The organism is Pseudomonas sp. Y3 TE3536 (assembly GCF_053629175.1).
Map to the genome: position 1 here is coordinate 4823415 of NZ_JBRJHU010000001.1, position 14791 is coordinate 4838205.

General features: G+C 64.5%; 10 protein-coding genes. 9 read left to right on the plus strand and 1 reads right to left on the minus strand.

From position 1 onward, the window contains the following. Positions 1 to 21: 21 nt before the first annotated feature. Positions 22 to 1335, minus strand: coding sequence for an L-fuconate dehydratase (locus AB7M33_RS21810; RefSeq protein WP_454243607.1), 1314 nt, complete (start codon positions 1333 to 1335; stop codon positions 22 to 24). A 101-nt stretch (positions 1336 to 1436) separates the two neighbouring features. Between AB7M33_RS21810 and AB7M33_RS21815 the strand changes: the two genes are divergently transcribed. The 9 genes from AB7M33_RS21815 (at position 1437) to AB7M33_RS21855 (ending at position 14602) form a co-directional block, all read left to right on the plus strand. Continuing rightward, a complete protein-coding gene (locus tag AB7M33_RS21815) occupies positions 1437 to 2384 on the plus strand; it encodes a LysR family transcriptional regulator (protein WP_099429552.1) in 948 nt (315 codons plus the stop codon). 34 nt (positions 2385 to 2418) lie between these two features. Beyond that, entirely contained in the window at positions 2419 to 3384 is a 966-nt protein-coding gene (locus tag AB7M33_RS21820) for a LysR family transcriptional regulator (RefSeq protein WP_099429551.1), read from the plus strand. 164 nt (positions 3385 to 3548) lie between these two features. After that, a complete protein-coding gene (locus AB7M33_RS21825) occupies positions 3549 to 5090 on the plus strand; it encodes a UxaA family hydrolase (protein ID WP_454243608.1) in 1542 nt (513 codons plus the stop codon). Positions 5091 to 5125: 35 nt separating this feature from the next. After that, complete coding sequence (locus AB7M33_RS21830; RefSeq protein ID WP_265968106.1) at positions 5126 to 6706, plus strand: aldehyde dehydrogenase (NADP(+)); 1581 nt, start codon at positions 5126 to 5128, stop codon at positions 6704 to 6706. A 16-nt stretch (positions 6707 to 6722) separates the two neighbouring features. Beyond that, entirely contained in the window at positions 6723 to 7793 is a 1071-nt protein-coding gene (locus AB7M33_RS21835; RefSeq protein WP_265968107.1) for an Ldh family oxidoreductase, read from the plus strand. Between the two features lie 26 nt (positions 7794 to 7819). Next, positions 7820 to 9037 carry a fumarylacetoacetate hydrolase family protein gene (locus AB7M33_RS21840; protein WP_027594754.1) on the plus strand — a complete coding sequence of 406 codons (1218 nt, stop codon included), beginning with the start codon at positions 7820 to 7822 and terminating at the stop codon, positions 9035 to 9037. Positions 9038 to 9134: 97 nt separating this feature from the next. Next, positions 9135 to 10442 (plus strand): MFS transporter, encoded by a 1308-nt coding sequence (locus tag AB7M33_RS21845; protein WP_274883843.1) that lies wholly within the window; start codon positions 9135 to 9137, stop codon positions 10440 to 10442. Positions 10443 to 10694: 252 nt separating this feature from the next. Then, the gene (locus tag AB7M33_RS21850) at positions 10695 to 12344 is read left to right on the plus strand and encodes a VRR-NUC domain-containing protein (protein ID WP_454243609.1); all 1650 of its coding nucleotides are present in this window, start codon (positions 10695 to 10697) and stop codon (positions 12342 to 12344) included. After that, positions 12341 to 14602: an ATP-dependent DNA helicase gene (locus AB7M33_RS21855; RefSeq protein ID WP_454243610.1), complete on the plus strand. Its 2262-nt coding sequence runs from the start codon at positions 12341 to 12343 to the stop codon at positions 14600 to 14602. Before AB7M33_RS21850 ends, AB7M33_RS21855 begins: the two co-directional genes overlap by 4 nt. Positions 14603 to 14791: the final 189 nt, after the last annotated feature.

Sequence of the window (14791 nt, forward strand, 5' to 3'; positions counted from 1 at the left end):
CGGCACACCCAGGTCGGTAGGTCAGGAACGGTTGATGTCGAGCCACACCGCGCCGTTGGGGTACTGGTAGCGCTCCAGGGTGTCAGCGTGCATTTCAATGCTGTAGCCCGGGCGCTGTGGCGGCATGTAGCGGCCGCGACGGATCACCACCGGGTCGAGGAAGTGTTCGTGCAGGTGGTCGACGTATTCCAGCACCCGGTTGTGCAGCGATGCCGAAACGGCGATGTAGTCGAACAAGGCGATGTTCTGCACATATTCGCACAGCCCGACCCCGCCGCCATGCGGGCAGACCGGCACATCGTACTTGGCCGCCATCAACAGCACGATCAGCACCTCGTTCAGGCCACCCAGCCGGGCCGCGTCCAGCTGGCAGAAGTCCAGTGCGCCCGCCTGGAACATCTGCTTGAACATCACCCGGTTGTGGCAGTGCTCGCCGGTGGCCACGCCGATGGGCGCGATGCGTTGGCGGATGGCTGCGTGGCCGAGGATGTCGTCGGGGCTGGTGGGTTCTTCGATCCACAGGGGCTCGAAGGCGGCCAGGCGGCGCATGTTGGCCACCGATTCATCGACGCTCCAGACCTGGTTGGCGTCCATCATCAGGGTGCGTTCCCAGCCGATTTCGTCCCGCAGGATGCTGGCGCGGCGAATGTCTTCTTCCAGGTCGGCGCCGATTTTCTGCTTGATGTGGGTCCAGCCGTCGGCGACCGCTTCGCGGGCCAAGTGGCGCATTTTTTCTTCGCTGTAGCCGAGCCAGCCGGGGGCGGTGGTGTAGCCGGGGTAGCCTTCGCGCAGCATTTGCGCTTCGCGCTGGGCCTTGCCTGGCACCTGGCGGCGGAGCAGGGCGATGGCTTCCTCGGGGGTCAGCACGTCGGTGACGTAGCTGAAGTCCAGGCAGCGCACCAGTTGCTCTGGGGTCATGTCGGCCAGCAGCTTCCACACCGGTTTGCCTTCGTGCTTGGCCCACAGGTCCCACACGGCGTTGATGATGGCGGCGGTGGCCAGGTGGATCACGCCTTTCTCGGGGCCAAGCCAGCGCAACTGGCTGTCACCCACCGTGAAACGGTGCCAGAACGCACCCATGTCGGCGGTGATTTCGTCCAGGGTCAGGCCGACGATCATCGGTGCCAGCGACTGCACCGCCGCCGCGCAGATCTCGTTGCCGCGGCCGATGGTGAAGGTCAGGCCATGGCCTTCGAGGGCGTCGGCGTCGGTGTGCAGCACGACGTAGGCGGCCGAGTAGTCAGGGGCGCTGTTCATGGCGTCGGAGCCGTCCAGCGACAGCGAAGTCGGGAAGCGGATGTCACGGACGCTCAGGTGGGTAATACGTATGCTCATGGCGGACTCTTGTTCTGGTCAGGCAGTGGGAGACTCGACTGTAGGTTGTCGAGCGATATAGGCATAATCGCCAATTCCTAAGTAGGGATATCGGAATTGATATGTCTCAAATGCCCGCAGACAGCCCAGCGCTGCCGCAAAACCTTGGCACATTGAAGATCTCCAGCCGCCAGATCACCTTGCTCAACGCCCTGGGCGAGTTCGGCAACCTGCGCCGTGCCGCCACTGCGATGCACACCACGCAACCGGCGGCCAGCCTGCTGCTGCAGCAACTGGAAGAACGCCTGGGCGTGCGCCTGTTCGAGCGCCTGCCGCGTGGCATGCAGCCAACGCTGTATGGCGAGGTGATGATTCGCTACGCGCAGAACGCGCTGCACGAGTTCGAACATGCCCAGGCACAGATCGCCGAACTGGCGCGCGGTGCCTTGGGCCTGGTGCGGGTGGGCAGTGTGATGGGGCCGGTGCCCGGTTTGCTGACCAAGGCGGTGCTGGCCTACAAGCGCGATCACCCTAAGGTGCGTATCTCGCTCGAAGTCGGCACCAGCGATACCTTGTTGCCGGCGCTGCTGCGCGGTGATTTCGACATGGTGGTCGGGCGCCTGCCCGACCAGAGCGACAGCCAGGACCTGAACATCGAACTGTTCGAGGGCGGTGAGCAGATGCGCGTCATCGCCCGCGCCGGCCACCCCTTGGCCGACGCCAAGGCGTTGCAGTTGGCCGACCTGGTGGCCCTGACCTGGATCCTGCACCCCATCGGCAGCCCCATGCGCCGCCGGGTCGAAAGTGCCTTGCAGGCGGGCGGCATGGTGCAGTCGCTGGACATTGTCGAGACCGCCTCGATCCTGGCCACCACCGCGATGTTGGAGGCGTCCGAGATGATTGCGGTGGTGCCCAACGATGTGGCCGAGCATTATGCGCGCTACGGCATGGTCGCCATCCTGCCGGTAGAGCTGCCGATCTCGATGGCCAACCTGGGCTTGCTGACCTTACGCTCGCGCCCCAATTCCGTGGCCCTGGACAGGTTGCTGCAGTACCTGCGCACGCAATAGCCCTGCCTTTACACCTTTTCGAGGTTGCCCTCTGATGCCGTCGGACATTACCCATTCCAGCTTCTGCAACTGGGTCCGCTACAAGCACCTGGTGCTGATCGACACCCTGGCGCGCACCCGCAACATGCACGCCACCGCTACGCGGATGAACCTCAGCCAGCCGGCGCTGAGCAAAATGCTGCGTGACCTGGAGGAACAGTTTGGCTTCGCCTTGTTCGAGCGCCTGCCACGCAGCATGCCGCCCACCGAGCTTGGCGAGTATGTGGTGCGCTACGCCCAAGGGGTGCTGGGCGACTCGCAGCAGTTTGTCGACCAGGTCAACCGGCTGCGCAAGGGCGGGCACGGGTTCATCCGCGTGGGTGGCATTTTTGCGGCCACCCCCGTGGTGCTGCCTCAAGCCATTGCCGCCATCAAGGCACGCAGCCCGTTGCTCTCGATCGAAGTGGTCGAGCACTCCAGCGACCACCTGTTGGCCATGCTGGAGCAGAACAAACTCGACATCATGATCGGCCGCTTCACGGAAGAACGCTTCAGTCAGCTGTTCGACTATCAGCCCCTGGAGCCCGAGCCCTTCAGCCTGGTGGTCAACAGCCGCCACCCGCTCAATGCACTGGCCAGCACCCCGGTGGAGGCACTGGGTGAGTGGCCCTGGGTGCTTTACCCCGTGGGCACGCCAATTCGCAATCGCCTGGAACAGGCCTTCAGGGTGGCTGGTATTGCCACGCCGGCAGACAGCGTCGAGACCATCTCGATGCCGATGTTCCTGCAGTTGCTGCAATCGGGCCCGATGATCGCGATGCTGCCTAGGTCGATGGTCGCCGCACAGCTGAGCAGCGGCCAGTTCAAGGAACTGCAGAGCCCCTTGCACCTGCCCGCGCTGGAGTACGGCATCGTTACCCGCAAGGACGAGCCGCTGACCCCGTCGGCCCACGCGTTCGTCGAGATTCTGCTCGACTTCGCGCAGCAGCGACGTGTCGCGCAGGGCACTATAAGCGATTGATAAAACACCACCGATAGACGGTATCGATAACCCTGGGTTATCGCGTGATCGGATCATCTCATTGGGAATGTTGCGCAAGGCTTCTTACAGTGGTCGCAGATTCGCCCGGTATCGAACGGGCGACGCCATAACAAGAAGTCAGCCGCACCGCCCTGAGAGGTCCCATGCAACTGATTGCCCGCTCTGGTGACCTTGCCGTCATCCGCCTCAACCCGCTGGACAACGTTCTCATCGCTCGCCAGGCACTACCTGAAGGTCTGTTCCTGGACGCAGAAGCGATTACCGTGCGCCAGGCGATCCCCTCAGGCCATAAAGTCGCCACCCAGCGCGTGGAGCAGGGCCAGCCCCTGCGCCGCTATGGCCAGATCATCGGTTTTGCTTCACAGGCCATCGACGCCGGCGACCATGTTCACGTGCACAACGTGCAGATGGGTGATTTTGCCCGCGACTATGCCTTTGGCGTCGATGCCCGCAGCACGCCAGTCGCTGAGGCGGTGTTCCAGGGCATTGTGCGTGCCGATGGCCGGGTAGCCACCCGCAACTACATTGGCATTCTCACCTCGGTGAACTGTTCGGCGACCGTGGCCCGGGCCGTGGCCGACCATTTCCGCCGCGACATCCACCCCGAAGCGCTGGCCGACTACCCAAACATCGACGGCGTGGTGGCCTTGACCCACGGTGCCGGCTGCGCAGTAGACCCTTCCGGTGAAGCCCTGGGCCTGTTGCGTCGGACCTTGGCCGGCTATGCCATACACCCCAATTTCGCGGCCGTGCTGATCATCGGCCTGGGGTGTGAAACCAACCAGATCGAAAGCCTGCTGGAGACCCAAGGGCTTACCACCAGCACGCAACTGCGCGCCTTCACCATCCAAGGCATTGGCGGCACCTCGAAGACCATCGCCGCCGGTATCGAGCAGGTCAAGGCGCTATTGGCCCAAGCCAACCAGGTCGAACGCGAGCCGGTCAGCGCACGCCACTTGATCGTTGGCCTGCAATGCGGTGGCTCCGATGGCTACTCGGGGATCACCGCCAACCCCGCGTTGGGCAATGCCGTCGACCGCCTGGTGGCGGCCGGTGGCACCGCGATTCTGTCTGAAACGCCCGAAATTTATGGCGCCGAGCACCTGCTGACCCGTCGTGCCGTAAGCCGTGAAGTCGGCGAGAAGCTGGTGGCGCGCATCCACTGGTGGGAAGACTACTGCCAGCGCATGAACGCTGAACTGAACAATAACCCGTCGGCCGGCAACAAGGCGGGCGGCCTGACCACCATCCTCGAGAAGTCGCTGGGTGCGGTGGCCAAGGCCGGCTCCAGCAACTTGGTCGACGTCTACCAGTACGCCGAAGCGGTACGCGCCCATGGGCTGGTGTTCATGGACACGCCGGGCTACGACCCGGTCTCGGCCACCGGCCAAGTCGCAGGCGGCGCCAACCTGATTGCCTTCACCACCGGCCGCGGTTCGGCCTACGGCTGCGCCCCGGCGCCGTCGATCAAGCTGGCGACCAACAACCGGGTGTTCGAGCACCAGGAAGAGGACATGGACGTCAACTGCGGTGGCATCGCCGATGGCTCCACCAGCATCGAAGAGCGTGGCGCGTACATCTTCGAACAGATGCTGCGCATCGCCTCTGGCGCGCGCAGCAAAAGCGAACAGCACGGCTACGGGCAGAACGAGTTCGTGCCCTGGCAGATCGGCGCCGTGACCTGATCGACAGCCCACTTCCGAATTTGAGGCAACCTTTTATGCACGTTAGCGGATACAACTTCATTGCCGGCCAGCGCAGCGCGCTGGGCCAGACCCTGGTCTACAGCGTCGACGCCCACACCGGCGAGCGCCTGCCCGGCGGTTTCTATCAGGCCACCCTGGCCGAAGTCGACAACGCTGTGGGCGCGGCCTCGGCGGCTTTCCCGCTGTTTCGTAACCTGCCAGCGGTGCGCCGCGCCGAGTTCCTGGAGGCCATTGCCGACGAGCTCGACGCCCTCGGCGAAGACTTCATTGCCTTGACCTGCCAGGAAACGGCCCTGCCTACTGCCCGGATCCTGGGCGAGCGGGGGCGTACCAGCGGGCAGATGCGCCTGTTCGCCCAGGTGCTGCGCCGTGGCGACTTCTATGGCGCCCGCATCGACCAGGCCCTGCCTGCCCGCACGCCGTTGCCACGCCCAGACTTGCGCCAGTACCGCATCGGTGTGGGCCCGGTGGCGGTGTTCGGCGCCAGCAATTTCCCGCTGGCGTTCTCCACAGCGGGTGGCGATACCGCAGCAGCCCTGGCGGCCGGTTGCCCGGTCGTCTTCAAGGCCCACAGCGGCCACATGGCCACTGCCGAACGCGTAGCTGAAGCACTGGTTCGTGCTGCCGAACGCACGAACATGCCAGCCGGTGTGTTCAACATGATCTTCGGTGGCGGGGTTGGCGAGGCCCTGGTCAAGCACCCCGGCATCCAGGCCGTCGGGTTTACCGGGTCGCTCAAGGGTGGGCGTGCGCTGTGCGACATGGCGGCGGCACGGCCGCAGCCGATTCCGGTGTTCGCCGAAATGTCGAGCATCAACCCGGTGCTGGTGCTGCCCCAGGCCTTGGCCTCGCGCGGTGCGCAACTGGCCAAGGACCTCACCGCGTCGGTGGTGCAGGGCTGTGGCCAGTTTTGCACCAACCCGGGTTTGGTCCTGGGCATTCGCTCCCCAGCGTTCAGTGCCTTTGTCGAGCAGTTGGCCGGGCACATGGCAGAGCAAGCGCCGCAGACCATGCTCAACGCTGGCACCCTGGGCAGCTACGGCAAGGGCCTGCAGGCCTTGATTGCCCACCCTGGGGTCAAGCGGTTGAGCGGCCAGGCGCAACACGGTAACCAGGCCCAACCGCACTTGTTCGAAGCCGATGTCAGCCTGCTGCTGGAGCAGGACGAGTTGCTTCAGGAAGAAGTGTTCGGCCCGTGCACGGTGGTGGTTCAGGTTGCCGATGAAGCCGAGCTTATGCGCGCGGTGGCAGCCTTGCGCGGCCAACTGACCGCCACGCTGCTGGCGGACGATGCCGACCTGGCGGCCTACGGCTACTTGCTGGGTGCGTTGGAAGTGAAGGTCGGTCGCGTACTGCTCAATGGCTACCCCACCGGGGTCGAGGTGTGCGATGCCATGGTCCACGGCGGCCCATACCCGGCCACTTCGGACGCCCGCGGCACTTCGGTCGGTACCCTGGCCATCGACCGCTTCCTGCGCCCGGTGTGCTACCAGAACGTGCCTGACGCCTTGCTGCCTGCCGCCTTGCAGAACGCCAACCCGCTGGGCATCCAGCGCCTGGTGGACGGCAAGCCCAGCACCGCAGCCCTGAACTGACCGTGGAGTGACAGGCATGACGCAAACCAAACGGTATGACGTGCAGGCGCTAACCCGGTTCGTCGAGCAACTGTTTGAAAAAGCCGGTGCCGATGCCGAGGTCGCCCAGGTGGTGACCCAGGTATTGCTCGAAGGCGAACTGCTGGGCCATCGCACCCATGGCCTGAACCTGGTCAGCCGCTATATTGGCGGTATGCTCAGCGGGCAGGTGAAGGCGCAGGCTCAGGCGCTGGAGCAGGTGTCGGACAGCGGCATTTCCAGTCTTTTCGACGGCCATTACGTACTTGGCCCGTACTGTGTCAGCCGGGCCCTAGAGTGTGCGGCCAAAGGTGCCAGCGCACAGGGCATCGGCATTGCCGTGGTGCGCCGGGCTGCGCACATTGGCTGCCTGGCGGCTTACCTCAAGCCTTATACCGACCGTGGCCTGGTGGCCATGGTGTATTCCTCGGACCCGTCCGTGGGGCTGGTCTGTGCCCATGGTGGGGTCGACCCGGTGTTCACGCCCAACCCGATTGCCGCCGGCATACCGACCCAGGGTGAGCCGATCCTGCTGGACGTGAGCATGTCTACGGTGACCCTCGGCCTGGTCGGGCAGTGCCGTGATGCCGGCAGCCGGCTGCCGCACCCGGTGCTGATGAGCAACGATGGCCACCTGAGCGATGACCCGCGTGACTTCTTCACCACGCCCCAGGGCAGCATTCTGCCACTGGGGGGTCAGGCCTTTGGCCACAAGGGCTTTGCCCTGGCAATCCTGGTCGAGGCACTGACCTCGGCATTGGCCGGCCATGGCCGCAAGGACGCCCCGGACCAGTGGGGCGCGTCGGCCACCGCGGTGGTCATCGACCCGCGCTTCTTCGGCGGCTTGCAAGCGTTTACCGACGAAACCAGCTTCCTTGGCCGGTTGATCGTGGCCAGCCGACCGGTAGACCCCGAGCGCCCGGTGCGCCTGCCTGGGCAAGCTGGCCTGGCGTTGCGCCGGCAAGCCTTGGCTCAGGGCCTGAGCCTGTCCCAGCCAGTGCTCGACGACCTCGACCGGCTGGCCGAGCAGTTGCAGCTGGCGACCCGTTCGCAGGCGCTTTCCCAATGAATGACAATGACAACAAGGGTGCACCCATGACAGACCAATCGAATGCCAACCAGCCACTGCCGCTAAGCCACGACCTTGCCGTGTTCGACACCGGCAGTTGGGTGGGGCGCGTCTGGCTGCCGGATCAAGGCCCCGCCGTGGTGCTGGTCAAAGCCGGCGCCGTGCACGATATCAGTGCTCATGTAGCGACGGTTTCGGCCCTGCTGGAGGTGGCCGACCCGGTGGCCTACCTGCGTGCGTTGCCATTGGCCGACGCGTTGATCGAGTTGCCGGCGCTGCTGGCCAACAGCGACCCTGGTCAACGTGACGCGCGCTTGCCTTGGCTGTTGGCACCGATCGACCTGCAAGCAGTGAAGGCTGCCGGCGTCACCTTCGCCGCCAGCTTGCTGGAGCGAGTGGTGGAGGAGCAAGCCAAGGGTGACCCGGCCAAGGCCGATGCCATTCGCGACACCCTGGCCAGCCGGATCGGTGCGGACCTCTCGCAGATCATCCCGGGCTCTGCTCAGGCCGAAGCGCTGCGCAAGGTCCTGGTGGAGCAGGGCCTGTGGTCGCAATACCTGGAGGTGGGCATCGGCCCGGATGCCGAAGTCTTCACCAAGGCGCAGCCACTGTCGGCGGTCGGGCATGGTGCCGACATCGGTATCCACCCCAAGTCGAGCTGGAACAACCCGGAGCCGGAAGTGGTACTGGCGGTGTCGAGCGACGGCAGCATCAAGGGCGCCATGCTCGGCAACGATGTCAACCTGCGCGATTTCGAGGGGCGCAGTGCCTTGCTGCTGTCCAAGGCCAAGGACAACAACGCCTCCACCTCGTTGGGGCCATTGCTGCGCCTGTTCGACGAAAGTTTCAGCCTGGACGATGTGCGTAACGCCGAAGTGGACCTGCGTGTCGAGGGCCAGGACGGCTTCATCCTGTCCGGCCGCAGCTCCATGCGCCAGATCAGCCGCGACCCCCAGGACCTGGTGCAGCAGACCCTCAACGAAAACCACCAGTACCCCGACGGCCTGGTGCTGTTTCTCGGTACCCTGTTCGCGCCCAAGCAGGACCGCGACCAGCCAGGCAACGGTTTTACCCACAAGCCCGGCGACTTGGTCGCCATCAGCAACGCGCAACTGGGCACCCTGTGCAACCGTGTCACCACCAGCGACCTCGCGCCGCAGTGGGGCTTCGGCCTGCGTGCGCTGATCGACAGCCTGAGCCGGCGCGGCCTGCTCGAGGCGGCGGTAACTGCGCGTCAACCTTGAGGGTTGCCGCACCAAGGATGAACGCAACAGGACCGACGGATCGCCAAGGCGCTGAAGGCGCCGCAACAATAATAATAAAGGCCACCCAATGAACCCTATGAAGAAGTATCAGCGCCTCACCGTTGTCTTCCTGCTGTTGATTGGCATCGTCAACTACCTGGACCGTAGTGCGCTGTCGATCGCCAACACCTCGATCCAGAAAGACATGATGATCAGCCCCTCGCAGATGGGCATTCTGTTGTCGGCCTTCTCCATTGCTTATGCCTTTGCCCAGTTGCCGATGGGCATGATCATCGACCGCCTGGGCAGCAAGATCGCCCTCGGCGCCTCGTTGCTGGCCTGGTCGGTGGCCCAGGCCACCTTTGGCATGGTCAGCAGCTTTGCCGGTTTCATGGGCTTGCGCGTGTTGCTGGGGATTGGCGAGGCGCCGATGTTCCCTTCGGCGGCCAAGGCCTTGTCGGAATGGTTCGATGCCAACGAACGCGGCACCCCGACCGGTATCGTCTGGTCCTCGACCTGCCTTGGCCCATGCCTGGCGCCCCCCTTGCTGACGCTGTTCATGGTCAATTTCGGCTGGCGCGGCATGTTTATCATTACCGGGTTGATCGGTGTGGTGCTGGCGGTGTGCTGGTTGAGCTTCTACAAGAGCAAGGCGCAGTACCTGGCTGAGCTCGCTGCGCAAGGTAAACCGTTGCCTTCCGAGTACAAGCAGCCGCTGCCTGCGGCCAATCCACAGGCGCCGAAGGTGTCGTACTTTGCGGGTTGGCTCGACTTGTTCAAGCACCGCAGCACTTGGGGGGCGGTACTGGGCTTCATGGGCGTGATCTACATGCTCTGGCTGCACCTAACCTGGCTGCCCGGCTACTTTGAGCGTGAACACGGCCTGGACCTGTACAAGACTGCCTGGGTGGTTTCGCTGGCCTATGGCTTCGGCGCGGCGGGCACGATCGTCGCCGGGCGCTTCTGCGACTTGCTGGTCAAACGCGGCATGAGCATTCTTGGCAGTCGCAAATTCAGCGTGATCACCGGCCTGGTGCTGGCGGCGCTGTTCACCTTGCCGCTGTCCTTCGTCAGTGGCCTGACCGGCTGTGTGGTCCTGCTGTGCCTGGCGCTGTTCAGCATCAACATGGCCAGTGCCACCGCGTGGATGATCGTCAACACCATCGTCGACAGCCCGCGGGTGGCGTCGTTTGGCTCGATCCAGAACTTCGGCGGCTACATTGCGGGCTCCGTGGCACCGATCGTCACCGGCTTCAGCATCCAGTACTCGGGCTCGTTCAACACGGCATTCATGATCAGCGCGATCGTGGCACTGTGCTCGGCGGTGGCTTACTTCCTGCTGCTGAAGGCACCGATCGGCAGTGCCAAGGCCGAGGCGGGGCCGATGGTTGGGGTGACCGAATAGCGCTGGATTGGCCCTTGTAGGAGCGGCCTTGCGTCGCGAAAGGGCTGCGTAGCGGCCCCAAATTCTCGTATTGCAACGAAGAATGCCGGGGCCGCTTTGCGGCCCTTTCGCGACGCAAGGCCGCTCCTACAACCAAGTCCCACACCCAGGCCCCGCGCACAGCCTGGCAGCGCAATTGGACCTACGGCACTTGTCAGGTGTGGGTATCTGTATGTATAACCAGTACCCACATTCACTGCCCGACCTTGCCCCGTGATCGCCCATTCTGTCGACGACCCGTTCTATTACCTGCACAACTTCCGCCAGGTGCTGCTATGGGTCGAGCAGCGCTATGACGACCTGCTCGATGACCAGGAGCTGGCGTTCATCCAGGCGTTTACGCAATTGGACGCGCCGGCGCAGGCCTTGATGGTGCGTATGGTCATGCGCAAGGGCGAGCTGTTTCGCAGTGACAAGCTGACCTATGCCGAGATCGGCGATACCGCGCTGGCCGTGCAGCCGTTGCAGGCGTTGGGTTGGGTTCGGGAGCCTGCGCATCTGGAGCTGGAGCAGCTGTTCAGCTTGCTGCGCAAGGACGAACTGGCATCGTGCTTCGCCGCCCAATTGAGCCGGCCGCGCGCCGCCAAGCACGACTTGCTCGCACAGCTTCAACCCCTGGGGCTAACGGCCAGGCCATTGCAGGCGTGGTTCCCCGGCAGTGACGTGCGCATTTTCCAGTGGTGCCTGCAGCCGCTGTGTGACCGCATGCGCCTGTTGTTCTTCGGCAACCTTTACCAGGACTGGTCGGACTTCGTGCTCGCCGACCTGGGCTTGCTGCGCTACGAGCACGTGCCTTTCAGCACCGATTCCCGCGCCTTGCGCCATCGCGCCGAGGTCGATCTGGCCATGGCCTTGCACCAGTGCGCCGAGCGGCTGGAGCAGGGCGATGACCCGCTGTCGATTCTGGGCGCGATGGCAGGGCTGCACAGTGACAACCCTTGGTTGGCCCGGCGTCATGCGCGCCTGCTGTTTGCCCTGGGCCAGCAATGCGAGCGCCAGGGCGACTGGGACCAGGCCATGGCTGTCTACGGCCAGTGCAGCCATGCGCAAGCGCGAATCCGTCAGGTGCGTGTACTGGAACGTAGCGAACAATGGCCGCAGGCCCATGCGCTGGCACAGCAGCTGGCCGCGGCACCGGCCAATGCGCTGGAGGTGCAGGCGCTCGAACGCATGCTGCCGCGCCTGGCCCGCAAACTCGGCGGCCCGCCACAACGTCGCCAGCGTGCTGCGCCGCTGCACTTGATCGAAGTTGAGCTGCCGCGTGAACACGCAGCCCTGGGTGTGGAGGAGGCTGTGCGCCAGCACTTGGCCGAGGCCGGCGGGCAGGTTCATTACGTGGAAAACACACTGTTCAACAGCTTGTTCGGCCTGTTGTGCTGGGAGGCGATTTTCGCGCCGGTACCGGGTGCCTTTTTCAACCCGTTCCAGGCCGCGCCACAAGACCTGCACGACAGCGACTTCCAGCAACGGCGCAGTGCGTTGTTCGACCGCTGCCTGGGGCGGCTCGACGAGGGTAGCCACCGCCAGGCCATTCTCGATTGCTACGCCGCCAAGCACGGCCTGCAGTCGCCGTTCGTGTTCTGGCCGATGCTCAGCGAAGCCTTGCTCGAACAGGCACTGGCTTGCCTGCCTGCCGCGCACCTGAAGCAGTGCTTCCTGCGCCTGTTGCAGGACATCCGCAACAACCGCGCCGGGATGCCTGATCTGATCCAGTTCTGGCCCGAGCAGGGCGGCTACCGCATGGTCGAGGTCAAGGGGCCGGGCGACCGCCTGCAAGACAACCAATTACGCTGGCTAGAGTTCTGCCGTGCCCAAGGTTTGCCCGTTGCAGTGTGCCATGTGCGCTGGAGCGAGGCGGCGTGAGCTACAGCGTGGCGGTGCGTGCCCTGTGCGAGTTCAGTGCCAAGGTTGGCGACCTGGACCTGCGCTTCACCCCGTCGCCCACGGCCCAGGAGGGCATCGAGGGGCACCGTCGGGTAGTGGCGCGGCGTGCGGCTGATTACGAGTCGGAAGTGGCCCTTGAGGGGCAGTTTGAAAGCCTGCGGGTGCGAGGCCGGGCCGACGGTTACGACCCCAATTGCAACCGCTTGGAAGAGATAAAGACCTACCGCGGCGACCTTGCGCGCCAGCCGGCCAACCATCGCCAGCTGCACTGGGCCCAGGCCAAGGTCTACGCCTGGTTGATGTGCCAAGCGCGGCAGTTGCCGGCCATCGAAGTGGCCCTGGTGTACCTGGACGTGGACAGCGATGGCCAGACGCTGATCAGCGAGCACCACACGGCTGCCGCGCTGCAAGCGTTCTTCGAAACCCAGTGCCGCTGCTTTCTGGCTTGGGCGCAGCGTCAGCAAGGCCGACTGGCCGAGCGTAACCGCGATCTGCAGGCGCTGGGGTTTCCCTATGCGCAATTCCGCCAGGGCCAGCGGCAACTGGCCGAGACCCTGTACAAGGCCGTCAGCACCGGCCGCTGCCTGATGGCCCAGGCCAGTACCGGTATCGGCAAGACCCTGGGCACCTTGTTCCCGTTGCTCAAGGCGATGGTGCCGCAGCAGCTCGACAAAGTGTTCTTTCTGACGGCCAAGACGCCGGGCCGTGCGCTGGCCCTCGATGCCATGCGCCAGATCACCGATGCCACGCCGCAACCGGCCTTGCGCACCTTGGAGCTGATCGCCCGCGACAAGGCCTGCGAGTACCCCGACAAAGCCTGCCATGGCGAGTCCTGCCCGTTGGCGCAAGGCTTCTACGACCGCCTGCCCGCCGCGCGCGAGGCTGCAGCAGGGGTGCCGTTGCTGGACCGTGCCAGCCTGCGCGAGGTGGCCTTGGCGCATCAGGTTTGCCCTTATTACCTGGGCCAGGAAATGGCCCGCTGGGTCGACCTGGTGGTGGCTGATTACAACTATTACTTCGATGCCCATGCCTTGCTGTTCGGCTTGGCCCAGGCTAACCAATGGCGGGTGGGGGTGCTAGTGGACGAAGCGCACAACCTGGTCGAGCGCGGTCGCGGCATGTACAGCGCCAGCCTCGATCAAAGCCAGTTGCTCGCCTTGCGCCAGAGCAAACCGCAAGGGCTCACCCATGCGCTGGACCGCCTCAACCGGCAGTGGAACGCGTTGTACAAAGAGCAGCGTGCACCGTATCAGGCCAGCGAGCAGTTGCCGGAGGCCTTCCTACGCGCCCTGCAGCAGTGCATCGGGCTGATCCAGGAGCGCATGAATCAGGCACCAGCCGAGGTAGATGCGCAGGTGCTGCAGTTCTTCTACCAGGCGTTGCAGTTCAGCCGGGTGGCTGAATTGTTCGACGAGCATTTCATCTTCGACATCAGCCAGCGCGAAGGCCAGCGCAAGCGGCGCCTGGCCACCCTGTGCCTGCGCAATGTCACCCCGGCGCGGCTGCTGGCCCCACGCATGCAGGCGGCGCGCAGTGTGACGCTGTTTTCCGCCACGCTGAGCCCTCGGCATTTCTACAGCGACTTGCTCGGCATGCCGGCCGACACGGCTTGGCTGGAAGTGGCAGCGCCGTTTCGCGCCGAACAACTCGAAGTACGCATCGCCAGCCAGGTCTCGACCCGTTACCGAGAACGCCAGGCTTCGCTGGCGCCAATCGTCGCGCTGATCGCCGAGCAGTACCAGCGCATGCCCGGTAACTACCTGGCCTTTTTCAGCAGTTTCGAATACCTGCAGCAGGTGGCCGGCTTGTTGGCAGAGCGGCATGCAGACATCCCTCTGTGGGCGCAGGCGGCAGGCATGGATGAAGAGGCGCGTCAGGCATTTCTCGATCGCTTCGTGGCGGATGGCTGCGGGGTGGGTTTTGCGGTGCTGGGGGGCGCGTTCGGGGAAGGGGTCGATTTACCCGGCACGCGCTTGATCGGGGCGTTTGTCGCGACCCTCGGGCTGCCCCAGGTCAACCCTGTCAACGAGCAGTTCAAGCAGCGCCTGGGGCGCCAGTTTGGCGCGGGCTTTGATTACGCCTACCTCTACCCAGGCGTGCGCAAGGTCATTCAGGCGGCGGGCAGGGTCATTCGGGGGGATCAGGACCAAGGCGTGTTGGTGCTGATCGACGAACGTTTTGCCGAACCGCGGGTTCAGCAGATGTTTCCCAGTTGGTGGCGGTCGGGCGGTGCGTGACGCTTGCCGCTGCCCTTGGCGCCGTTCACCGCTGGTCAAACTGTGGACGGGTAGGCGGGCTTGGGTTCGTTATGCGGGCGTCAGTTGGGGTAACATTACCCTCCGCGCCGTCTTCAAACCCCTTGAATATCAAGGTGATGGCACTGCTTCAAGCCCGAATGGCCATGCGTTGTCATTTGGGCTTGCTTT